At 70.9% G+C, this 20,669-nt stretch carries 21 protein-coding genes and 1 pseudogene; 14 read left to right on the forward strand and 8 right to left on the reverse strand.

Translation table 11 applies throughout. From position 1 onward, the window contains the following. The 3 genes from dcd to VEC03_RS11825 form a co-directional block, all read left to right on the forward strand. Positions 1-410, forward strand: a 410-nt coding sequence (gene dcd, locus VEC03_RS11815; RefSeq protein WP_324915416.1) for a dCTP deaminase, incomplete at its 5' end; no start/stop codon positions are given. Positions 411-576: 166 nt separating this feature from the next. Continuing rightward, on the forward strand, positions 577-840 hold the full coding sequence (locus tag VEC03_RS11820) for a hypothetical protein (RefSeq protein WP_324915418.1): 264 nt from the start codon (positions 577-579) through the stop codon (positions 838-840). 169 nt (positions 841-1,009) lie between these two features. Then, positions 1,010-1,339, forward strand: coding sequence for a hypothetical protein (locus VEC03_RS11825; RefSeq protein WP_324915419.1), 330 nt, complete (start codon positions 1,010-1,012; stop codon positions 1,337-1,339). Here the strand turns inward: VEC03_RS11825 and recJ are convergent. Beyond that, entirely contained in the window at positions 1,322-3,121 is a 1,800-nt protein-coding gene (gene recJ, locus VEC03_RS11830) for a single-stranded-DNA-specific exonuclease RecJ (protein WP_324915421.1), read from the reverse strand. The genes VEC03_RS11825 and recJ overlap by 18 nt on opposite strands. Continuing rightward, positions 3,118-4,068, reverse strand: coding sequence for a phosphoglycerate mutase (locus tag VEC03_RS11835; RefSeq protein WP_324915423.1), 951 nt, complete (start codon positions 4,066-4,068; stop codon positions 3,118-3,120). Before VEC03_RS11835 ends, recJ begins: the two co-directional genes overlap by 4 nt. A 50-nt stretch (positions 4,069-4,118) precedes the next feature. On the opposite strand from VEC03_RS11835, the gene VEC03_RS11840 reads away from it, so the two are divergent. Further along, positions 4,119-5,375, forward strand: coding sequence for a lipoprotein-releasing ABC transporter permease subunit (locus VEC03_RS11840; RefSeq protein ID WP_324915424.1), 1,257 nt, complete (start codon positions 4,119-4,121; stop codon positions 5,373-5,375). Beyond that, the gene (gene lolD, locus VEC03_RS11845) at positions 5,368-6,042 is read left to right on the forward strand and encodes a lipoprotein-releasing ABC transporter ATP-binding protein LolD (RefSeq protein WP_324915426.1); all 675 of its coding nucleotides are present in this window, start codon (positions 5,368-5,370) and stop codon (positions 6,040-6,042) included. The genes VEC03_RS11840 and lolD overlap by 8 nt, the downstream gene beginning before the upstream one ends. Before the next feature lie 30 nt (positions 6,043-6,072). On the opposite strand, the gene VEC03_RS11850 is transcribed toward lolD, so the two are convergent. From VEC03_RS11850 to VEC03_RS11865, 4 genes are all read right to left on the reverse strand, one after another. Next, a complete protein-coding gene (locus VEC03_RS11850; protein ID WP_324915428.1) occupies positions 6,073-7,113 on the reverse strand; it encodes a VWA domain-containing protein in 1,041 nt (346 codons plus the stop codon). A 12-nt stretch (positions 7,114-7,125) separates the two neighbouring features. Then, positions 7,126-8,037: a DUF58 domain-containing protein gene (locus VEC03_RS11855; RefSeq protein ID WP_324915429.1), complete on the reverse strand. Its 912-nt coding sequence runs from the start codon at positions 8,035-8,037 to the stop codon at positions 7,126-7,128. A 154-nt stretch (positions 8,038-8,191) separates the two neighbouring features. After that, positions 8,192-9,202, reverse strand: coding sequence for an AAA family ATPase (locus tag VEC03_RS11860; protein ID WP_324915430.1), 1,011 nt, complete (start codon positions 9,200-9,202; stop codon positions 8,192-8,194). A gap of 100 nt (positions 9,203-9,302) precedes the next feature. Beyond that, a complete protein-coding gene (locus VEC03_RS11865; RefSeq protein ID WP_324915432.1) occupies positions 9,303-10,283 on the reverse strand; it encodes a S1C family serine protease in 981 nt (326 codons plus the stop codon). A 124-nt stretch (positions 10,284-10,407) separates the two neighbouring features. Between VEC03_RS11865 and VEC03_RS11870 the strand changes: the two genes are divergently transcribed. The 7 genes from VEC03_RS11870 to VEC03_RS11900 all read left to right on the forward strand — a co-directional run bounded on the left by VEC03_RS11870 (position 10,408) and on the right by VEC03_RS11900 (position 17,769). Next, positions 10,408-11,235: a TatD family hydrolase gene (locus VEC03_RS11870; protein WP_324915434.1), complete on the forward strand. Its 828-nt coding sequence runs from the start codon at positions 10,408-10,410 to the stop codon at positions 11,233-11,235. A 9-nt stretch (positions 11,236-11,244) separates the two neighbouring features. Continuing rightward, positions 11,245-11,997, forward strand: a complete 753-nt coding sequence (locus VEC03_RS11875) for a spermidine synthase (protein WP_324915435.1) — start codon at positions 11,245-11,247, stop codon at positions 11,995-11,997. Positions 11,998-12,004: 7 nt separating this feature from the next. After that, a complete protein-coding gene (locus tag VEC03_RS11880; RefSeq protein WP_324915436.1) occupies positions 12,005-13,795 on the forward strand; it encodes a GspE/PulE family protein in 1,791 nt (596 codons plus the stop codon). 107 nt (positions 13,796-13,902) lie between these two features. Next, the gene (locus tag VEC03_RS11885) at positions 13,903-14,391 is read left to right on the forward strand and encodes a tripartite tricarboxylate transporter TctB family protein (RefSeq protein WP_324915437.1); all 489 of its coding nucleotides are present in this window, start codon (positions 13,903-13,905) and stop codon (positions 14,389-14,391) included. Positions 14,392-14,402: 11 nt separating this feature from the next. Further along, on the forward strand, positions 14,403-15,917 hold the full coding sequence (locus tag VEC03_RS11890) for a tripartite tricarboxylate transporter permease (RefSeq protein ID WP_324915439.1): 1,515 nt from the start codon (positions 14,403-14,405) through the stop codon (positions 15,915-15,917). Positions 15,918-15,990: 73 nt separating this feature from the next. Further along, positions 15,991-16,917, forward strand: a complete 927-nt coding sequence (locus VEC03_RS11895) for a DMT family transporter (RefSeq protein ID WP_324915441.1) — start codon at positions 15,991-15,993, stop codon at positions 16,915-16,917. A gap of 54 nt (positions 16,918-16,971) precedes the next feature. Further along, entirely contained in the window at positions 16,972-17,769 is a 798-nt protein-coding gene (locus VEC03_RS11900; protein WP_324915442.1) for an SDR family oxidoreductase, read from the forward strand. Positions 17,770-17,946: 177 nt separating this feature from the next. Here VEC03_RS11900 and VEC03_RS11905 read toward each other — a convergent pair whose 3' ends face one another. Beyond that, positions 17,947-18,846, reverse strand: coding sequence for a DMT family transporter (locus VEC03_RS11905; RefSeq protein ID WP_324915444.1), 900 nt, complete (start codon positions 18,844-18,846; stop codon positions 17,947-17,949). A 101-nt stretch (positions 18,847-18,947) separates the two neighbouring features. Between VEC03_RS11905 and VEC03_RS11910 the strand changes: the two genes are divergently transcribed. Together VEC03_RS11910 and VEC03_RS11915 are read left to right on the forward strand one after the other, a co-directional pair. After that, positions 18,948-19,931, forward strand: coding sequence for a quinone oxidoreductase (locus tag VEC03_RS11910; protein WP_324915446.1), 984 nt, complete (start codon positions 18,948-18,950; stop codon positions 19,929-19,931). Positions 19,932-20,149: 218 nt separating this feature from the next. After that, a complete protein-coding gene (locus VEC03_RS11915) occupies positions 20,150-20,536 on the forward strand; it encodes a response regulator (protein WP_324915448.1) in 387 nt (128 codons plus the stop codon). A gap of 16 nt (positions 20,537-20,552) precedes the next feature. Here VEC03_RS11915 and VEC03_RS11920 read toward each other — a convergent pair. Beyond that, positions 20,553-20,669, reverse strand: a pseudogene (locus tag VEC03_RS11920) (IS110 family transposase); the annotation flags it as partial.

The raw sequence follows: 20,669 nt of genomic DNA on the forward strand, positions 1-20,669 counted from the left end.
TCAAGATCTTCACCAACATCAACAGCACCGTCGTCGATCCGAAGAGCTTCGACGCGCGGTCGTTCGTCGATCTGAAGGCGGAGGTCTGCATCATCCCGCCGAATTCGTTCGCGCTGGCGCGCACGGTGGAGTACTTCCGTATCCCGAGGAACGTGCTCACCATCTGTCTCGGCAAGAGCACGTACGCACGCTGCGGGATCATCGTCAACGTCACCCCGTTCGAGCCCGAGTGGGAAGGTTTCGTGACGCTCGAGTTCAGCAACACCACCCCGCTGCCGGCCAAGATCTATGCCGGCGAGGGCTGCGCCCAGGTCCTGTTCTTCGAGAGCGACGAGACCTGCGAAACCAGCTACCGCGACCGCGGTGGCAAGTACCAGGGCCAGCGCGGGGTCACCCTGCCCAAGGCCTGAATCCAACCCGAACCCGCCGCGGCTGGCGGTCTCGCTGCCGTGGCTGGCTGGCCCGAAGTGGCCATTCCGCTGCGATCCTGTCCTACGGGCGCTTGCGCAGCCGGCGGCATCCGTGGCGCCCACGCCACCCCTAGCATGGTCCGCACAGGCCACGGCCCGCCTTTCCATGCTGACCCGACTGCTGCTCGATCCCCGCGACGGACGGCCGCGCCATCCGGTGTTCTGGCTCGTGGCCGCGGCGATCGCCTCGGCGCAGTTGCTGGTCTTCTATGGGCTGTGCAGCCGCCAGGTCCGCACCGCCGAGGCCCACCGCGACCTCGTCGTGCTGGTCCGGCAGGCGACCACCGCCCGCTGCGACGATCCCACCAGCGCCGACTGCGCCGTGTTCCACGGCCCGGCGCCGGCGGTGGCGCAGTACGCCGTGCGCTGATCCGCGCAGGCGCGCCGGCCGGCATCGACCATGGGCCTAGGCCTGCGCCCGGTTCGCCGTCGGCGCCATCCGCGTTCAGCCTGAGTCCGACAGCCCCAAGGCACAGCCGCCGACGGCGCAGCCGGGCCACGCTGCCTATCGTTGCGCCAGAGACCCTCTGGAGCCCGCCATGACCGCCGCCCGACCCGACGAAGCCCAGGCCCTCGCCGACCTCGACCGGCCGCCGGCCTCGCTGGAGGCGTCCGACGACTTCGAGCTGCACGCGGCACCGGCGCGCTACTGCCCGACCGAACTGCTGGCGAGCTTCACGCTGCTGATGGCGGGCCATGGCCGCTGCGTCAGCACGGCCATGATGCTGGGCGACCGCGACTACGCGCTGTGGCAACTGGCCCGGGCCCAGGCCATGGCCGACCCGGAACTGTCCCGGGTCGCCGCGCGGCTGTTCGCGTGGCTGGACGAACCCGGCTCCCGGCTGTCCGATTCAGCCCGCCGTCTCTAGCCCTTCCAGCAGGAAGCGCACGCGGCGCACGCCCTGGAACTCTTCCGCTTCCAGCCGGTAGGCGATGCGCGCGCGGGCCGGCAGCGGCTCCGTGTGGCCGAACCAGATGCCGTCCACCGGCTGGCCTTGGTGGCGCAGGCGCAGTGCCAGGTGGCGTTCGCCGACGATGCGCTGCGACAGCACGTCGACCTCCTCGCTGAACACCGGCGGCGCGAAGCCCTGGCCCCAGACCTGCTGGTGCAGGGTGTCCACCACGTCCGGGCGCCGGTACTCGGGCGCGAGCGGGCCATCGGTGTGCAGCTGCCGCGTGAGCGTGGCGGCGTCCAGCCACTCCTGCGCAACCTGCGCCAGTGCCTGCTCGAAAGTGTCGAGGTGCTCTTCGGCCACGGTGCAGCCCGCGGCCATCGCGTGCCCGCCGAATCGCAGCAGCACGCCCGGGTGCCGCTTGGCCACCAGGTCGAGCGCATCGCGCAGGTGGAAGCCCGGGATGGAGCGGCCCGAGCCCTTGAGCTCGTGCTCGCGGCCGGGTGCCTGGCTGGCGGCGAAGACGAAGGTCGGGCGGTGGAAGCGCTCCTTCAGGCGCGAGGCGACGATGCCCACCACGCCCTCGTGGAAATCCGGGTCGAACACGCACAGCGCGGGCGGCGGCTCCTGGCCCGGCTCGAACAGCATCTCGGCCAGCTCCAGCGCCTGCTCGCGCATCTCGCCCTCGATGCCCTTGCGCTCGCGGTTGATGGCGTCCAGGCGCTGCGCCAGTTCGGCGCCGCGCACCGGGTCGTCGGTCAGCAGGCACTCGATGCCCAGCCGCATGTCCGAGAGCCGGCCGGCCGCATTGATGCGCGGCCCGAGGGCGAAACCGAAATCGAAGCTGGTCGCCGCCTGCGGCCGGCGGGATGCGGCCGCGAACAGGCTGGCCAGGCCGCAGGGCAGGGCGCCGGCGCGGATGCGGCGCAGGCCCTGCGCGACCAGCCGGCGGTTGTTGGCGTCCAGCCGGACCACGTCGGCGACGGTGCCCAGCGCCACCAGCGGCAGCAGCACGTCCAGCCTGGGCTGGCGAACTGGAGCCCCCACGCTTTCCGCTTCGCGGGATGCGCTGCCCCCCGAGGGGGCTGGCCCGCCTTGGGGCGGCCCGGCGGCGGGCCGCGCATCGAACGCCCCGCGCGCGCGCAGCTCGGCGCGCAGCGCCAGCAGCACGTAGAACATCACGCCGACGCCGGCGATGCACTTGCTCTCGAAATCGCAGCCGGGCTGGTTGGGATTGACGATCGCGGCCGCGGCCGGCAACTCGGGCCCCGGCAGGTGGTGGTCGGTCACCAGCACCTGCAGGCCGAGGGCGTTCGCGGCGGCCACGCCCTCGACGCTGGCGATGCCGTTGTCCACGGTGATGAGGACGTCGGCGCCGCTGTCCTTGACCCGCCGCGCGATCGCCGGCGTCAGCCCGTAGCCGTCGGCCACCCGGTCGGGCACCAGGTAGTCGACGTGGCGGGCGCCGAGCATGCGCAGCCCGCGCACCGCCACCGCGCAGGCGGTCGCGCCGTCGCAGTCGTAGTCGGCGACGATGCACAGCCGGCGCTGCGCCGCGATGGCGTCGGCCAGCAGGGTGGCGGCTTCGGCGATGCCCTTGAGCCCGGCCGGCGGCAGCAGGTGCGCCAGGCCGTCATCCAGCTCCTCGCGGGCGCGGATGCCGCGGGCCGCATACAGGCGCGCCAGCAGCGGATGCACGCCGGCCTGCTCCAGTGCCCAGGCGGCGCGCGGGGGAACGTCGCGGGGAATGATCTTCACAGCTCGCCCAGCCAGTCAGCCGCACGCCGGCGGGAGAACGCGGCCGCCAGCCGACGCCAGGCGCCGCCGGTGCTGCGCCAGGTGCGCGCCTGCCGCTCGCCGCACAGGCTGATCGCGACCGGCTGCCCCGCGTCGGCGGCCTGCCGCAACCGGGCGCATTCCTGCTCGTCGATCTGCTGCCAGCCGGACGCCCAGGCGGCCCAGTCCTGCCGCAGCGCGGCGTCGCGCAGGTAGTGCGTGATCCGCAGGCCCGGCGGCGGCGCGATCGCATGGCCGGCCGGCAGCGTGCCGTTGCCACTGACCCAGAAGGAATTGACCGGCAGCTGGCCACCGGCGGTGCGTTCCTCGTTGACCGGGTGCGTGTACAGCAGCATCTGCATTTCCTGCTGCAGCCGGCGCAGCGGCTTGCCGGCATCGCCGCGCGGCATCCAGTCGTCGATCACGCGCCCGACCACGCGGTCCAGCGAGGCGCAGGGGACCTGACCGAACAGCGGCCCGCTGGCGAGCCAGCGGGTCGGCGCCTCGTAGGCCAGTTGCAGGCCGTCCTGCTCGAAGTACGGCTGCAGCGCCGCCAGCAGCGCCTGCGATTCCGCCGCGTCCAGGTCCAGCTCCTGCGGGTGGTGCATGAAGACGTGGTCGGCGCCCACCTGCCAGTGGCAGGGCGTCACCCAGGCCCAGGCCCGGCCGCCGGTGTCGGTGCCGCCCTGCATCGCCTCCCAGGCGGCGAAGGGCAGCAGGCCGTCGGGTGCCTGCAGGCCGCATTCGCGGGCCAGCACGCGCTCGTGCGGCATCGACAGCGTGCGCTCGTCGCCGGCTTCGAATTGCGCCGGCTCCATGGCGGCGAGCAGCCGCTCCAGGTGCGGCAGCCGCAGCGCGGCCAGGCGCTCGCGGCAGCCGTCGGCGCTGCACGCGGCATGGGGGATCAACAAGTGGGCAGCGTCCGACATGGCCTCGATTGTCGTGGATGCCACAATCGCGCCCACAACCGGATCCCCGCATGCGTATCCCCTACGAGCTGGTGCTGGGTTGGCGCTACACCCGGGCCGGCCGGGCCGCCCGCCGCAACGGCTTCATCTCCTTCATCTCCGGCGTGTCCATGCTGGGCATCGCGCTGGGCGTGGCCGCGTTGATCATCGTGCTGTCGGTGATGAACGGCTTCCAGAAGGAGGTGCGCGACCGCATGCTGGGCGTGGTGTCGCACATCGAGATCCATGGCCCGGGCGGCGGCGTGCTGCCGGACGTGGCGCGCACCCTGCGGGAGGCGCGCAAGCACCCGGAGGTGGTGGGCGCCGCACCCTTCATCTCGGCCCAGGCGCTGATCGCGCGCGGCGAGGACATGCGCGGCGCCATCGTGCGCGGCATCGACCCGACGCTGGAGCCCGAAGTCACGGACCTGGGCCGCGCCGTCACCCCGCGGGCACTGGCGCGGCTGGTGCCCGGCGAATTCGGCGTGGTGCTGGGCATCGAGCTGGCGCATGCGCTGGGCGTGCGCGAAGGCGACCCGGTCACGCTGATCGCACCAAGCGGCCAGGTCACGCCGGCGGGCATCGTGCCGCGCCTGAAGCAGATGACCGTGGTGGGCACCTTCGACTCCGGCCACTACGAGTACGACAGCGGGCTGGTGCTGCTGCACGAGGAGGATGCCGCGCGCATCTTCCGGCTGGAAGGACCCACCGGCGTGCGGCTCCGGCTGGAGGACCTGCACCAGGCGCGCGAGGTGGCCGCCGAACTGGCGCACACGCTGACGGGGCCGGTCGTGGTGCGCGACTGGACGCGCCAGAACCGCACCTGGTTCGCCGCGGTGCAACTGGAGAAGCGGATGATGTTCATCATCCTCACGCTGATCGTCGCGGTGGCCGCCTTCAACCTGGTGAGCACGCTGGTGATGACGGTCACCGACAAGCGCGCCGACATCGCCATCCTGCGCACGCTGGGGGCCAGCCCGCGCAGCATCATGGGCATCTTCGTGGTGCAGGGCGCCACCGTCGGCGTGGTCGGCACGCTGGCCGGCCTGCTGCTCGGGTTGGGCATCGCGCTGAACATCGATGTCATCGTGCCGGCGCTGGAGAAGGCGCTGAACGCCAGCTTCCTGCCGCGCGACATCTACCTGATCAACCGCATGCCCAGCGATCCGCAGTCCGGCGACATCGTGCCGATCGCGTTGATCTCGCTGGTGCTGGCCCTGCTGGCCACGCTGTACCCGAGCTGGCGCGCCAGCCGCGTCAACCCGGCGGAGGCGCTGCGCTATGAGTGAGCCGGTGCTGCAGGCGCGCGGCCTGGCCAAGCGCTTTGCCGAGGGCGGCCTGGCCGTGGACGTGCTGCGCGGGATCGACCTGGACGTGCATCCGGGGGAGACGATCGCCATCGTGGGCGCGTCGGGCTCGGGCAAGAGCACGCTGCTGCACCTGCTGGGTGGCCTGGATGCGCCCACGGCCGGCAGCGTGCACCTGGCCGGGCAGGCGCTCGCCTCGCTCAGCCCGAAGCAGCAGGGCGAGCTGCGCAATCGCCATCTCGGCTTCGTCTACCAGTTCCACCACCTGCTGCCGGAATTCAGCGCCCAGGACAACGTCGGCATGCCGCTGCGCATCCGGCGCGAGCCGCCCGAGGCCTGCGCCCGGGCCGCCCGCGAGGCGCTGGAAGCGGTGGACCTGGGCCACCGGCTGGCGCACCGGCCGGCGGAGCTTTCCGGCGGCGAACGCCAGCGCGTGGCCGTGGCCCGGGCGCTGGTCACCCGCCCGGCCTGCGTGCTGGCCGACGAGCCCACCGGCAACCTCGACCGCGTCACCGCCGATGCGGTGTTCGGCCTGATGCTGGAACTGGCGCGCGAGCGCGGCACCGCCTTCGTGCTGGTGACCCACGACGAGGCGCTGGCCGCCCGCTGCGGCCGGCAATTGCGCCTGGAATCGGGGCGGCTCTCGTGAGCCGCAGCAACCTTCCCTTGACGCGAAGCGTCAAAGGATCCGGTTGAACCAGAGCAGCGAGAGTCCCGCCGCCAGCAGCGACAGGGCGGCGGCCGCCATCGCGAACAGCGCGGAGATCTCGGTCTCCTTCTTCTCCACCGTCAGCTTGGAGCTGAGCGTCTCGTAGACCTTCTTCAGGTCCTGCGCGGTGCCGGCGTAGAAGTAGTCGGCGTCGGTCTTCTGCGCGATCGCCTTGAGCGTCTCCTCGTCCAGCCGCACGCGCATGGACCAGCCCTCGAAGCCAATGGTCTCGCCGTCCACGGTGCCTATGCCCACGGTGTAGACGCGCACGCCGCGGTCGGCCGCCATCTTGGCCGCTTCCAGCGGGTCGACGCCGGTGGTGCGCTGGCCGTCGGTCAGCATGATGATGGCGGCCGAGCTGTACGAGCCCGGCGGCACCGGGGTGAACTCCTTCTTCTCCTTGCGCTCGGCGTCGATGGCGAAGCCGCGCTGGCGGTCGCGCCCGCCCTGCAGGGCCGCCAGCTCGATGTCCTGGTCGGGGAACAGCGTCGCCAGCGAGATCACGATGGCGTTGCCGGTGGCGGTGGCGCGCTGCAGCTGGAAGCGGTCGATCGCCGTGAGCAGGTCATCGCGGTTGATGGTGGGCAGCTGCGCCACCTGGGCCGAGCCGGCGAAGGCGACGATGCCCACCTTCACGTTGCGCGGCAGTTCGGCGATGAAGGCCTTGGCGGCGTTCTGCGCGGCGACCAGCCGGTTGGGCTGGACGTCGGCCGCGCGCATGCTGCCCGACACGTCCATGGCGAGGATGATGGTCTGCTGGTTGGACGGCAGCGTGACCACCGCCGTCGGGCGGGCCGCCGCGAGCAGCATCGCGAGCAGTGCCAGCAGGAACAGCACTGGCGGGATGTGGCGGCGGATCGCCTGCCCCGGCCCCATCGCTTCCTTGACGATGGACAGCGACGCGTAGCGCAGCGCCATCTTGCGTTTGCGGCGCAGCAGCCAGACGTACAGCAGCACCAGCAGGGGCACCGCGAGCAGCAGCCAAAGGAACTCGGGCCAGAGGAATTGCATGGGTCCTCCCGTTCAGGCGGCGGCCGGTTGCAGGTGCGCAGGCATGCCGCCGCCGGCGGCCAGCCGGATGCGGCGCTTGCGCATCTCGGTGAAACGGATCACGGCATCCACCAGGTCGGCGTCGGTGGACAGCTCCAGCGCATCGACGCCCGCCCGCGCCAGCGACTCGCGCAGCTCGGACTCGCGCTGGGCGGCGACGCGCGCGAAGCGCTTGCGGAAGCCGGCGTCATGGGTATCCACCAGCAGCTGTTCGCCGGTCTCGGCATCGCGCAGCGTCAGCAGGCCGAGGTCGGGCAGCTGCAGCTCGAGCGGATCCAGCACCCGGACCGCGACCACCTCGTGACGCTGCGCCAGCAGCCCCAGCGGGCGCTCCCAGCCGGGCTCGCTGATGAAGTCCGACACCACGAACACGGCCGAGCGCCGCCGGATCAGGTTGGCCGCCGAGTCCAGCAGGTCGCGCAGGCGGGTGGGCCCGGCTTCGCGGCCGGTTGGCCGCGCCTGCAGCGTGTGCAGCAGGTGCAGCACGTGCTGGCGGCCGCCGCGGGTGGGGATGACGGTGTCCACGCCCGAGCCGTACAGCAGGGCACCGATCCGGTTGCCGTGGCGGGTGAGCAGCCGCGCCAGCACGGCCACGAACTCCGCCGACACGTTGCGCTTGCGCTGCTCGCCCGAGCCGAAGTCCACCGAGGGGCTGAGGTCCAGCAGGAACCAGGCGGCCATCTCGCGGTCCTCGGTGAACACGCGCACGTGCGGCGTGTCGGTGCGCGCGGTGACGTTCCAGTCGATGTGGCGCACGTCGTCATGGTGCTGGTATTCGCGCAGGTCGGCCAGGTCGAGCCCGGCGCCGCGCAGCAGGGTGCGGTAGTCGCCCTGCAGCAGGCCGTCCAGCCGGCGGACCACGGTCCACTCCAGCCGGCGCAGCACGGCATCGGCCGAGGCGCCGTGCCGCGTTCCTGCCGACGCCGACGCGCCTGCCGCCGAGGCTCCCTTCCGGGCCGCCGCCGAACCGGCTTCGCCGGGCCGCTCGCGGCGCCCACCCGTGGGGGGAAGCGCCGGAGGCGCCCCGGCGGGCGTCTTCCTAGGCCACCAGTTTTTCATGCTCCAGCGGGCGCGCGGGCGCCGGAATGCGGGCCATGATCTGCCCGATCACGGCATCCGCGTCCATGCCTTCGGACAGCGCCTCGTAGGACAGCACCAGCCGGTGGCGCAGCACGTCGCCGATCAGGTCGGTCATGTCCTCGGGCAGGGCGTAGGTGCGGCCGCGCAGCATGGCCAGCGCGCGGGCGCCCTCGGTCAGGCTGATGGTGCCTCGCGGGCTGGCCCCGAAGGTGATGAAGCGCCGCAGCTCCTTCAGGCCGTGGCGCTCGGGGTTGCGGGTGGCCGACACCAGCTTGACGGCGTACTGCACCAGCGAAGGGTCGACGTACACGCGCCGGCATTCGTGCTGCAGCCCGGCCAGCTGCTCGGTGGTGGCGACCGGGCTGACCTGGACCGACGGGCCGGTGACCCGTTCCACGATCACGTATTCCTCCTCGTCGGTCGGGTAGTCCACCAGCACCTTCATCATGAAGCGGTCGACCTGCGCCTCCGGCAGCGGATAGGTGCCCTCGGTCTCGATCGGGTTCTGCGTGGCCATCACGAGGAAGGGGTCCGGCACCCGGTGCGTCTGGCCGGCGATGGTGACCTGGCGCTCCTGCATCACTTCCAGCAGCGCGCTCTGGACCTTGGCCGGCGCGCGGTTGATCTCGTCGGCCAGCAGCAGGTTGGTGAACACCGGGCCGAGCGAGGTGCTGAACTCGCCGCTCTTCTGGTTGTAGATGCGGGTGCCCACCAGGTCGGCCGGCACCAGGTCGGGCGTGAACTGGATGCGCTTGAACTGGCCGCGCACGGTGCTGGCGAGCGTCTTGACAGTGAGCGTCTTGGCAAGGCCGGGGACGCCTTCAACGAGCAGGTGCCCCTGCGCCAGCATGGCGACCATGACGCGCTCGAGGAAGCGGTCCTGGCCCACGACCACCCGCTTGACCTCGTAGAGGATCTGTTCCATCAACTTGGCGGTGGCGCTGTCCTGGCGGGTGTCCTTGGGTTCCATGGTTCCTCGCGTGGTGCGGAAGGGAAAGGGCGGATGGCGAACGGGAACGGCGGCCGCGGTCAGGGGTCATCCGGGCGCAGCGAGATCGTCCGCCATGCGTTCAGAAGGGCGGCAGCCCCGCGGCCTGCGCCGCGTTCTCGATCGGGACCGCGAAGCCGATGCCCAGGAAGGTGCGCGCCGGCGTGGGGTTGAGGATGGCGGTGACTATGCCCACCACCTCGCCGTCCATGGTGACCAGCGGGCCGCCGGAATTGCCGGGGTTGGCCGCCGCGTCGAACTGGATCAGGTTGGTCATCTCCTGCTTGCCCTCGGGCGAGCGGAACGAACGGTTGAGCCCCGAGATCACGCCGCCCGAGGCGGACGGCCCGATGCCGAAGGGGAAGCCGACCACCAGCGCCTTGTGGCCGGGCGCCAGGTCGCCGGTGGACCGCATGGTCGCGGCGATCATGTCGTCGGGGATCTTGTGGGCCTGCAGCACCGCCAGGTCGTTCTCGGGCTGGGCGCCGGTGATGGTGGCCGTGGCCTCCAGCCCGTCGGAGAAGGTGACCTTGACGCTGTCGGCGCCGGACACCACGTGCAGGTTGGTCAGGATGATGCCCTTGTCGACGATCACCACCCCGGTGCCCACGCCGGCTTCGATCTCGTCATCGTCCTTCTCGCCGCCCTGGGCCGGATCCAGCATCTTCGGCCGGGTCGCATGCAGCCGGGCGGCCTTCTCGTCCTTGAGCCGGCTCTTCTTGACGTAGCTGACCACGCGCACCACCGACGGCCGGATGACCTCGTAGGCCTTGGCGTATTCGGAGGGCAGGGGCTGCGTCTCCAGCGTCTTGAGCACCGCGGCGTTGATGTCGGCCTGCGTGATCTTGCGCGGCGCCGGGCCCATGTTCATCGCCAGGCTCATCGCCAGCAGCGCCGCCAGCAGGACGATGGCCGACCACATCACGGCCGGGCTGGCGGCGGCGAGCCGCAGGCGATGGCGGCGGGAGGAGGGTTGCGCCGCTTCGGGCGCGGGCTGCGCGGCGGCGGGTGCCTGCTGCGCAGGAGCCGGGCGGCTGGCGCTGTACATAGCTGGCCTGCGCATCGGATCACCTTCTCGGACTGCGGGTCCTTGCCGAACCCAAAAAGCGAGGGGACACGGTAGCACGGTTTGCCGCCGGGCGCACAGTCGACGCGGTGCATGCAGGCTTATCCGGCATCATCCGCCGATGCCCGCCTACGTCGATACGCACTGCCACCTGGACGCGCCCGAATTCGGGGCGCAGGCCGCGGCCGTCCGGCGGCGCGCGGCGCAGGCCGGCGTGGCGCACTGCGTCATTCCGGCGGTGCAGGTCGACGCCTTCGAGGCCGTGCGGGCGCTGGCGCACCAGGGCGGCGACAGCTACGCACTGGGCATCCATCCGCTGTTCACGCCGCAGGCGCGCGAGCAGGACCTGGCCGAGCTCGACCGCCGGCTCGCGGCCCTGCATGGCGATCCGCGCCTGGTGGCGGTGGGCGAGATCGGGCTCGACCATTTCGTCCCCGGGCTGGACCGGGATCGGCAGGAGCTCTTCTATCGCGAGCAGCTGCTGCTCGCCCAACGCCATGGCCTGCCGGTGATCCTGCACGTGCGGCGCTCGGCCGATCGCCTGCTCAAGCACTTGCGCGAGGTGCCGGTGGCCGGCATTGCCCATGCCTTCAACGGCAGCCAGCAGCAGGCGCACGCCTTCCTCGACCTCGGCTTCAAGCTGGGCTTCGGCGGCGCCGTGACCCACGAGCGGGCGCTGCAACTGCGCCGGCTGGCCACCGGCCTGCCCCTGTCCGCGCTGGTGCTGGAGACCGATGCGCCCGACATCCCGCCGCACTGGCTCTACCGCACGGCGGCCGAGCGTGCCGCCGGGCAGGCGCAGCCGCCCAACGAGCCGGCCGAGCTGCCGCGCATCGCCGAGGTCGTGGCCCGGCTGCGCGGGATCGAAGCCGCGGAACTGGCCGAGGCGACCACCCGCAATGCCTGCGACGCGCTGCCGCGGCTGGCCCCACTGCTGGGCCGCCGATAATCCCTGCCCGTGAGCGCCCGCACCGCCCCGCTGCCCGAGGTCAACTTCTCCGACCACGGCGACATCCGCTACCTGCACCTGGGCACCGAGTGGGTGCAGGGATCGATGCGGATGGACGAGCCCTTCGGCATCCACCTCGAGTACGTGCAGCGCATGATGGCCTGGCTGCTGTTCGTCGACCCGGACACGGTGGCGCGGCGCCATGCCATGCAGTTCGGCCTGGGCGCGGCCGCGCTGACCAAGTTCTGCCACAAGCGGCTGCGCATGCGCACCACGGCCATCGAGCTCAATCCCCAGGTGATCGCCGCCTGCCGGCTCTGGTTCAAGCTGCCCCGCGACGACGCGCGCCTGTCGGTGGTCCTGGGCGACGCGGCCGAGGTCGCCGCGCACGAGCACTGGCGCGGGCAGGTCGATGCCCTGCAGGTGGACCTGTACGACCAGGAGGCGGCGGCGCCGGTCCTCGACAGCCAGTCCTTCTATTCGGACTGTCGGCGCCTGCTGACCGAGGACGGCTGCATGACGGTCAACCTGTTCGGCCGCTCCTCCAGCTTCGCGCGCAGCCTGGACCGCATCGCCGCCGCCTTCGGGGCCGGCGCGGTCTGGGCGTTCCGGCCCACCCGCGAAGGCAACACCGTGGTGCTGGCCCTGCGCACCCCGCAGCATCCGTCAAGGGCCGAGCTGGTGCGCCGCGCCGACGCCATCCAGGCCCGCTGGGGCCTGCCCGCCGGCAAGTGGCTGCGGGTGTTCAAGGCTGTGGAATGATGCGCCCATGAGCCCATCCGCCCGACCCCGCCCGGCCGCGCCCGGCCTGCACCAGGGGCCGCTGGACTGGCGGCGGCTGGTCGACTGGCTGAGCGAGGACGGGGTGATCAGCGCCGAGGAGGCGCGTCGCACCATCGCCCGCTGCGCCCAGGCGGAAAGCGCGCAGCACCCGCTGGTGCGGCTGGCGGCCGTGGCGATGACCCGGGCCGAGGACGGCAAGCCGCTGGACATCGAATTCCTCACCCAGTACCTGGCGGGCCGCGCCGGCATGGAGTACCTGCGCATCGACCCGCTGAAGGTGGACGTGGGCCGGGTGGCCGAGGCCATGAGTGCGGCCTACGCCGAGCGCCACCGGGTGCTGCCGGTGCAGGTGACTCCCAACGAGGTCGTGATCGCCACCGCCGAGCCCTTCATCACCGACTGGGTGGCCGAGGTGGAGCGCCAGTCCCGCCGGCCGGTGCGCCGGGTGGTGGCCAATCCCAAGGACATCCAGCGCTACACGGCGGAGTTCTTCGCGCTGGCCAAGTCGGTGCGGGCGGCGCAGCGCTCGGGCGGCAGCGCCGGCGGCGCCAGCTTCGAGCAGCTGGTGGAGCTGGGGCGGAGCAACAAGCAGCTCGATGCCAACGACCAGGGCGTGGTGCAGGTGGTCGACTGGCTGTGGACCTACGCCTTCGACCAGCGGGCCAGCGACATCCACCTGGAGCCGCGCCGCGAGCAGGGCGTGATCCGCTTCCGCATCGACGGCGTGCTGCACCCGGTCTACCAGATGCCCATGGGCGTGCTCAACGCCATGATGGCGCGCATCAAGCTGCTCGGGCGCATGGACGTGGTCGAGAAGCGGCGGCCGCAGGACGGCCGCATCAAGACCCGAAACACGCGCGGCGACGAGGTGGAGATGCGCCTGTCCACGCTGCCCACCGCGTTCGGCGAGAAGATGGTGATGCGGATCTTCGATCCCGACACCGCCGTCAAGGACCTGGATGCGCTGGGCTTCTCGCCGCACGACGCGCAGCGCTGGGAGGCGCTGACCCAGCGTCCGCACGGCATCGTGCTGGTCACCGGCCCGACCGGCTCGGGCAAGACCACCACGCTGTACTCCACGCTCAAGCGGCTGGCCACCGAAGAGGTCAACGTGAGCACGGTGGAGGACCCGATCGAGATGATCGAGCCGGCCTTCAACCAGGCGCAGGTGCAGCCGCAGATCGACTTCGGCTTCGCCGAGGGCCTGCGCGCGCTGATGCGGCAGGACCCGGACATCATCATGGTCGGCGAGATCCGCGACCTGGAGACGGCCGAGATGGCGGTGCAGGCGGCGCTCACCGGCCACCTGGTGTTCTCGACCCTGCACACCAACGACGCGCCCTCGGCCGTCACCCGCCTGCTGGAGCTCGGCGTGCCGGCCTACCTGATCAATGCCACGCTGCTGGGCGTGCTGGCGCAGCGCCTGGTGCGTACCCTGTGCCGGCAATGCCGCCAGCCCGACGAGGCCACGCCGCGCCAGGCGCTGGAGGAGGTGGTCCGGCCCTGGAAGCTCACCGGCGGCTGGCGTCCCTACCGGCCGGTCGGCTGCGTGGATTGCCGCATGACCGGGTTCATGGGCCGGATGGGCCTGTACGAACTGCTCACCGTCACCGAGGCCTTCAAGGAACGCGTGTCGCGCGAACCCTCGATGGAGGCGCTGCGCCGCCAGGGCATCGCCGACGGCATGCGGCCGCTGCGGCTGGCCGGCGCGCTGCGCGTGGCCGAGGGCCTGACCACGGTGGAGGAAGTGCTCACCGCCACGCCGCCGCTGGCCTGACCGTGCCTGTCAGCCGGGCGTCAGCCCCGGGGGTACGGGAAATCCACATCGGCGCTGCCCAGCCCAACCGCAAGAATGTCCGGCTTACCTGCGAAGGAGACCCCATTTTGAGAATCAAGAGCCAGAAGGATTTCGCGGCCGGCCTGATGTTCACCATCGTCGGCATCGCGTTCGCCTGGGGGGCCACGAACTACACCATCGGGGATGCCGCCCGCATGGGGCCCGGCTACTTCCCGCTGGCGCTGGGGATCCTGCTGGCCATCCTGGGCCTGGTCATCACCTTCGGCGCACTGGTGGTGGAAACGGAGGATGGCGACAAGATCGGCAAGATCGCCTGGAAGCCCATGGGCTTCATCATCGGCGCCAACGTGCTGTTCGGCATCCTGCTGGCGGGCCTGCCGCAGTTCGGCATCCCGGCATTCGGGCTGATCGTCGCGATCTACGGCCTGACATTCGTCGCCTCGCTCGCCGGCGACGAGTTCAGGTTCAAGGAGGTCGCCATCCTGGCTACCGCCCTGGCCATCCTCAGCTACCTGGCCTTCGTCAAGCTGCTGTCGCTGCAGTTTCCGGTCTGGCCTTCGTTCATCACCGGCTGAAGGCCCACCCCATGGAACTGATCAACCATCTCTCGATCGGGTTCGGCGTCGCCTTCACGGCGACCAACCTGATGTATGCCTTCATCGGCTGCCTGCTGGGCACCATGATCGGCGTGCTGCCGGGCGTGGGCCCGACGGCCACCATCGCCATGCTGCTGCCGGCGACCTACGCGCTGCCGCCGGTGGCGGCGCTGATCATGCTGGCCGGCATCTACTACGGCTCCCAGTACGGCGGCTCGACCACCGCGATCCTGGTCAACCTGCCCGGCGAAGCGTCGTCGGTGGTGACCACGATCGACGGCTACCAGATGGCCCGGCGCGGCCGTGCAGGGCCTGCACTGGCGGCGGCCGGCCTGGGGTCCTTCTTCGCCGGTTGCGTGGCCACGCTGATCCTGGCCGGCTTCGCGGGGCCGCTGACCGAAGTGGCCTTCAAGTTCGGCCCGGCCGAGTACTTCTCGCTGATGGTGCTGGGCCTGATCGGCGCCGTGGTGCTGGCGTCCGGTTCGCTGATCAAGGCCGTCGCCATGATCCTGCTGGGGCTGCTGCTCGGGCTGGTGGGCACCGACGTCAACTCGGGCGTGGCGCGCTACTCCTTCGACGTTCCCGAACTGACCGACGGCATCGGCTTCATCGCCATCGCCATGGGCATCTTCGGCTACGGCGAGATCATCATGAACCTGTCCAAGCATGCCGACGAGCGCGAGGTGTTCGCGGCCGAGGTCAAGGGGCTGATGCCGACCAAGGAGGACTTCAAGAACATGTTCCCGGCGGTGGTGCGCGGCACGGCGCTGGGCTCCGCGCTGGGCATCCTGCCGGGCGGCGGCGCGCTGCTGTCGGCGTTCGCGGCCTACACCATCGAGAAGAAGACCAGGCTCAAGCCGGGGGAGGTGCCGTTCGGCAAGGGCAACATCCGCGGCGTCGCGGCGCCGGAGTCGGCCAACAACGCCGGCTCGCAGACCTCCTTCATCCCGCTGCTGACGCTGGGCATCCCGCCCAACGCCGTCATGGCGCTGATGGTCGGCGCCATGACCATCCACAACATCCAGCCCGGGCCCCAGGTGATGAGCAGCAACCCCGAGCTGTTCTGGGGCCTGATCGCGTCGATGTGGATCGGCAACGCCATGCTGGTGATCCTGAACCTGCCGCTGATCGGCATCTGGATCCGGCTGCTGACGGTGCCCTACCGCTGGCTGTTCCCCGCCATCGTGCTGTTCTGCGCCATCGGCGTGTACTCGACCAACAACAACACCTGGGACGTGTGGGTGGTGGCGGTCTTCGGCATCATCGGCTACTTCTTCCTCAAGCTCGGCGCCGAGCCGGCGCCTCTGCTGCTGGGCCTGATCCTGGGCCCGATGATGGAGGAGCACCTGCGCCGCGCGCTGCTGCTGTCGCGCGGCGACTGGTCGGTGCTGGTCACCCGGCCGATCTCGCTGGGCCTGCTGCTGGCGGCGCTGCTGCTGCTGACCATCGTGCTGCTGCCCGCGGTCAAGAGCAAGCGCGAGGACGTGTTCCACGAAGAGGACTGAGGCCCTTGCCCATGCCTTCCCCGAGCGGCGCCTTCGGGCGCCGTTTCGCTTGCGCCGCTACGATCGGCAACCCATGAGTTCCGCACCTCCCGCCGCCTCCGGCGCCGGCGCCGCGCCGAACCGGCTGCTGCCCGGCCTGGCGCTGGCCACGGCCGGGGCGATCGCCTTCAGCGGCAAGGCCATCATCGTCAAGCTGGCCTACCGCTACGACGTCGACGCGGTCACGCTGATCATGCTGCGCATGCTGTTCGCCCTTCCGCTGTTCGCCGGCATGGCGTGGTGGGCCAGCCGGGGCAAGCCGCGGCTGCAGCGGCGCGACTGGGTGGGCGTGGCCGCCCTGGGTTTCACCGGCTACTACCTCTCCAGCTTCCTCGACTTCGCCGGCCTGCAGTACGTCACCGCCTCGCTGGAGCGGCTGATCCTGTACCTGAATCCGACCATGGTGCTGCTGCTCGGATGGGTGCTGTACCGCAAGCCGGCCTCGCGCGCGCAGCTGGTGGGCATGGCGATCAGCTACGCCGGCGTGCTGCTGGTGTTCGGCCAGGAAATGGGCGCGGTCGGCCCGCACGCGGCCTGGGGGGCCACGCTGATCTTCATCAGCACGATGACCTATGCGATCTACCTGGTCTACAGCGGCCAGCTGGTGCAGCGGCTCGGCTCGCTGCGGCTGGTGGGGCTGGCGACCTCGGTCGCCTGCGTGTGCTGCATCGTTCAGTTCCTGCTGCTGCGGCCGGTCGGGGTGGCCCTGGCGGTGGCGCCGGAGGTGATCTGGCTGTCGGTGCTGAATGCGACGCTGTGCACGGCGGTGCCGGTGCTGCTGGTGATGATGGCGATCGAGCGCATCGGCCCGGCGCTGGCGGCCCAGACCGGCATGGTGGGGCCGCTGTCCACCATCGCCATGGGCGCGCTGATCCTGGACGAGCCGTTCACAGGCTGGATCGTGGCCGGCACCGCGCTGGTGATCGCCGGCATCTGGGTGTTCACGCGCGGCAAGCGCTGAGGCGCGGGCGGCTCCTTATCATCGGACGGATTGGAATCATTCGAACGAACTGACATGGATCTCGGCATTGCAGGCAAGTGGGCGCTGGTGTGCGGCGCCAGCAAGGGGCTGGGCTTCGGCTGCGCGCAGGCGCTCAGCCGCGAAGGCGTGAACGTGGTGCTGGTGGCGCGCGGCGCCCCGGCGTTGCAGGAGGCGGTGGAGCGGCTGCAGGCCGATCCCGCGCGGCCGGCCGCCGCGCAGGTGCTGCAGGTCGCGGCCGACATCACCACGCCCGAGGGCCGCGCGGCGGTGTTCGCGCTGCGCGCCGACTACGACATCGTGGTGACCAACGCCGGCGGGCCGCCGCCGGGCGATTTCCGCGACTGGGAGCGCGAGGACTGGATCAAGGCGGTGGACGCCAACATGCTCACGCCCATCGAGCTGATCAAGGCCACGGTGGACGGCATGGCGGCGCGCGGCTTCGGCCGCATCGTCAACATCACCTCGATGGCGGTGAAGGCGCCGATCGACATCCTGGGCCTGTCCAACGGCGCGCGCAGCGGCCTGACCGGCTTCGTCGCGGGCGTGGCGCGCACGCGCAAGCTGGCTGCGGCCAACGTCACCATCAACAACCTGCTGCCCGGCGCGTTCGACACCGACCGCCTGCGCGCCACCATGGCCGGTGCCGTGAAGAAGACCGGCCAGACCATGGATGCGGTGGCGGCCGCCCGGATGAACACCATCCCGGCCAACCGCTTCGGCACGCCCGAGGAATTCGGCGCCACCTGCGCCTTCCTGTGCAGCCGGCACGCGAGCTACATCACGGGCCAGAACGTGCTGATCGACGGCGGCGCCTACCCGGGCACCCATTGACCCTTCACGGATGAAAGTCGCTGCGCGACTTTCATCCGTGGTCTGGCATGTGTGAGAAGGCCCGGCAAAGCCGGTTCCTTCTCACAGAATGGATCGTGCTGCATGTTATTCCGCACGATCCGGCCCGGAGGGCCGCGCTGCGGCACTCCTCGAAAAACTTTTCCCAGCCGCAAGCGCTCAGCGCCGCGACGACACCAGGATGCCGCCGACGATCAGCACGAAGGCGGCCGCGTGGTACAGGTGGGGCATCTCGCCCAGCAGGGCGGCCGACAGCAGGGCCGCGAACAGGGGCGTGAGGTTGTAGAAGAAGCCGGCCGTGTTCGGCCCCACGCGCTGCACGCCCAGGCCCCAGCTGCGGTACGCGACCACGGCCGGGCCTATGGCCACGTAGGCCAGCGCGGCGATCACCGGCCAGCCCCAGGCGACGTGCTGCGGGGCGGACGCCCACTCGCCCGCGGCGAACAGGCCCGACCAGCCCAGCCCGAACACGATCTGCGCCATCAGGAAGGCCGCCCAGTCGGAGCGGATCTCCGGCGGGTCGCCCGGCCGCAGCAGCAGCCAGCTGTAGACCGCCCAGGCTGCGGTGGCGATGAGGATGAAGATGTCGCCGGGCACCAGCCGCACCCGCATCAGCAGGTCCCAGTCGCCCCGGCTGAGCACCACCAGCACGCCGACGACCGACATCGTCGCGCCCAGCACCTGGGTGCGCGACACGCGCTGGCCGAACCAGATCGCGCCGATGCCCAGCATGAACACCGGCGTGCTGGAGGCCACCAGCGTGACGTTCAGCGGGGTGGAGGTCTTGAGCGCCAGGTACTGCAGCGCGTTGTAGCAGCCCACGCCCAGCAATCCCAGCACCGCGAAGCGGCGCCAATGGGGCCACAGCGGCCCCTCGCGCCGCAGCAGCGAACCGGCCAGCGGCAGCAGCAGCAGGAAGGCCAGCACCCAGCGCAGCAGGTTCAGCGTCATGGGCGGCACCAGGCCCACCATCATCCGGCCGACGACGGCATTGCCCGCCCACAGCATCGGCGGAAGCAGCAGCAGGCCGGCGGTGGCGGGGGTCAGTCCTTTTTGCATGGGCTGCACTGTAGACGGGGCATGGATCCCTCGCCCGGCACACGGCCGCGAACCATGGCAGCATGTCGCGCCATCGCACAACCGAACGAGGAGAACAAGCCATGAGCCGTGCCGTCCGCATCGACCAGACCGGGGGTCCCGAGCAGTTGAAGATCGTCGACGTGGAAGTCGGCGACCCGGGGCCCGGGCAGATCCGCATCCGGCACAAGGCGGTGGGCCTGAACTTCATCGACGTCTACCACCGCAGCGGCGTGTACCCCATGCCCCTGCCGCTGCAGATCGGCATGGAGGCCTCGGGCGTGGTCGAGGCGGTGGGCGAGGGCGTCACGCACCTGAAGCCGGGCGACCGCGCGGCCTACGCCAGCCACCCGCCCGGCAGCTACTGCGAGCTGCGCGTGATGCCGGCCCAGAACGTCTGCAAGCTGCCCGACGCGATCGACTTCGACACCGGCGCCGCGATGATGCTCAAGGGCCTGACCGCCCAGTACCTGCTCAAGCGCACCCTGCCGCAGGGCGGGCTGCAGGCCGGCGACATGGTGCTGTTCCACGCGGCGGCCGGCGGCGTCGGCCTGATCGCCTGCCAGTGGGCCAAGGCGCTGGGCCTGCAACTGATCGGCACCGCGGGCACGGACGAGAAATGCGCGCTGGCCAAGGCGCACGGCGCGGCGCACGTCATCAACTACAACAAGGAAGACTTCCGCGAACGCGTGAAGGAACTCACCGGCGGCCGCGGCGTCAAGGTGGTCTATGACTCGGTGGGCAAGGACACCTGGGACAAGTCGCTCGACTGCCTGGCGCCGTTCGGGCTGATGGCCACCTTCGGAAACTCCTCGGGCACCGTCCCGCCGTTCGCACCGGGCGTGCTGGGCGCCAAGGGCTCGCTCTACGTGACCCGCCAGACCCTGTTCACCCACATGTCCAGCCGCGAGGCCACCCAGTCCATGGCGGACGAGCTGTTCGCGGTCGTCGCGGGCGGCCAGGTGAAGATCCGCATCGACCAGCGCTACCCGCTGGAGCAGGTGCAGCAGGCGCACCGCGACCTGGAGGCCCGCAAGACCACGGGCTGCACCATCCTCACGCTCTGAGCCGGGCGCCGCGCCAGCCCGCGCCGGCGCTGCCCATGCCCATCTGGCCGCGGGCCCCGGCTCGCGCGCCCGCTGGCCTGTACAGGCGCTGAACGTCCATTCCTACAGGCGATAGGTCCGGGTGCTTGCAAGGCCCGCAGCAGGGGCGGGCTAGATTGGGGACGATCGAAGTCAATTGGCGCAGCCGCCCGCGCGGACGGCGCGGAGAGCATCGCCCCATGGCCTTGAGAGCCTATATCGTCGAGGACAGCCCTACCATCCGGGAGAACCTGGTCGAGACCCTGGAGGAACTGGCCGAGGTCCACCCGGTCGGCCTGGCCGACACCGAGAACGAGGGCAAGCGATGGCTGGCCCAGCGCCCGGACGAATGGGACGTCGCGGTGATCGACCTGTTCCTGCGGCAGGGCAACGGCTTGCGGGTGGTCGAGGCCTTGCGCGAGCGCCATCGGGGCCAGAAGGTGATCGTGCTGAGCAACCACGCCACCTCCGACATGCGGCGCCGCTGCGCCCAGCTCGGCGCCGATGCCGTGTTCGACAAGTCGACCGAGATCGACGCGCTGCTCGACTACTGCGTGCAGGCGCGCAGCGAGATCGAAACGGCCTGAGCAACCGTCTTGGCGGTCAAGCGCTATGAAGCGTCGGGTCCCATCTCGAGCCGTGCTTGGCGATAGCGTTGAGCATTGTCAGCAGCTTGCGCATGCACGCCACGAGTGCGACCTTCTTGCGCTTGCCAGCCGC

The sequence above is a fragment of the Ramlibacter sp. genome (assembly GCF_035627355.1).
Lineage (GTDB): Bacteria > Pseudomonadota > Gammaproteobacteria > Burkholderiales > Burkholderiaceae_C > Ramlibacter.

Bases quoted from the DNA above. Each gene is read 5' to 3' on its own strand.
- VEC03_RS11835 (WP_324915423.1), bottom strand. From the start codon at position 4,068: ATGTCGGACGCTGCCCACTTGTTGATCCCCCATGCCGCGTGCAGCGCC.
- VEC03_RS11820 (WP_324915418.1), top strand. From the start codon at position 577: ATGCTGACCCGACTGCTGCTCGATCCCCGCGACGGACGGCCGCGCCAT.
- lolD (WP_324915426.1), top strand. From the start codon at position 5,368: ATGAGTGAGCCGGTGCTGCAGGCGCGCGGCCTGGCCAAGCGCTTTGCC.
- VEC03_RS11850 (WP_324915428.1), bottom strand. From the start codon at position 7,113: ATGCAATTCCTCTGGCCCGAGTTCCTTTGGCTGCTGCTCGCGGTGCCC.
- VEC03_RS11870 (WP_324915434.1), top strand. From the start codon at position 10,408: ATGCCCGCCTACGTCGATACGCACTGCCACCTGGACGCGCCCGAATTC.
- VEC03_RS11890 (WP_324915439.1), top strand. From the start codon at position 14,403: ATGGAACTGATCAACCATCTCTCGATCGGGTTCGGCGTCGCCTTCACG.
- VEC03_RS11900 (WP_324915442.1), top strand. From the start codon at position 16,972: ATGGATCTCGGCATTGCAGGCAAGTGGGCGCTGGTGTGCGGCGCCAGC.
- VEC03_RS11905 (WP_324915444.1), bottom strand. From the start codon at position 18,846: ATGCAAAAAGGACTGACCCCCGCCACCGCCGGCCTGCTGCTGCTTCCG.
- VEC03_RS11910 (WP_324915446.1), top strand. From the start codon at position 18,948: ATGAGCCGTGCCGTCCGCATCGACCAGACCGGGGGTCCCGAGCAGTTG.
- VEC03_RS11865 (WP_324915432.1), bottom strand. From the start codon at position 10,283: ATGCGCAGGCCAGCTATGTACAGCGCCAGCCGCCCGGCTCCTGCGCAG.
- VEC03_RS11895 (WP_324915441.1), top strand. From the start codon at position 15,991: ATGAGTTCCGCACCTCCCGCCGCCTCCGGCGCCGGCGCCGCGCCGAAC.
- VEC03_RS11825 (WP_324915419.1), top strand. From the start codon at position 1,010: ATGACCGCCGCCCGACCCGACGAAGCCCAGGCCCTCGCCGACCTCGAC.
- VEC03_RS11840 (WP_324915424.1), top strand. From the start codon at position 4,119: ATGCGTATCCCCTACGAGCTGGTGCTGGGTTGGCGCTACACCCGGGCC.
- VEC03_RS11860 (WP_324915430.1), bottom strand. From the start codon at position 9,202: ATGGAACCCAAGGACACCCGCCAGGACAGCGCCACCGCCAAGTTGATG.
- VEC03_RS11880 (WP_324915436.1), top strand. From the start codon at position 12,005: ATGAGCCCATCCGCCCGACCCCGCCCGGCCGCGCCCGGCCTGCACCAG.
- VEC03_RS11915 (WP_324915448.1), top strand. From the start codon at position 20,150: ATGGCCTTGAGAGCCTATATCGTCGAGGACAGCCCTACCATCCGGGAG.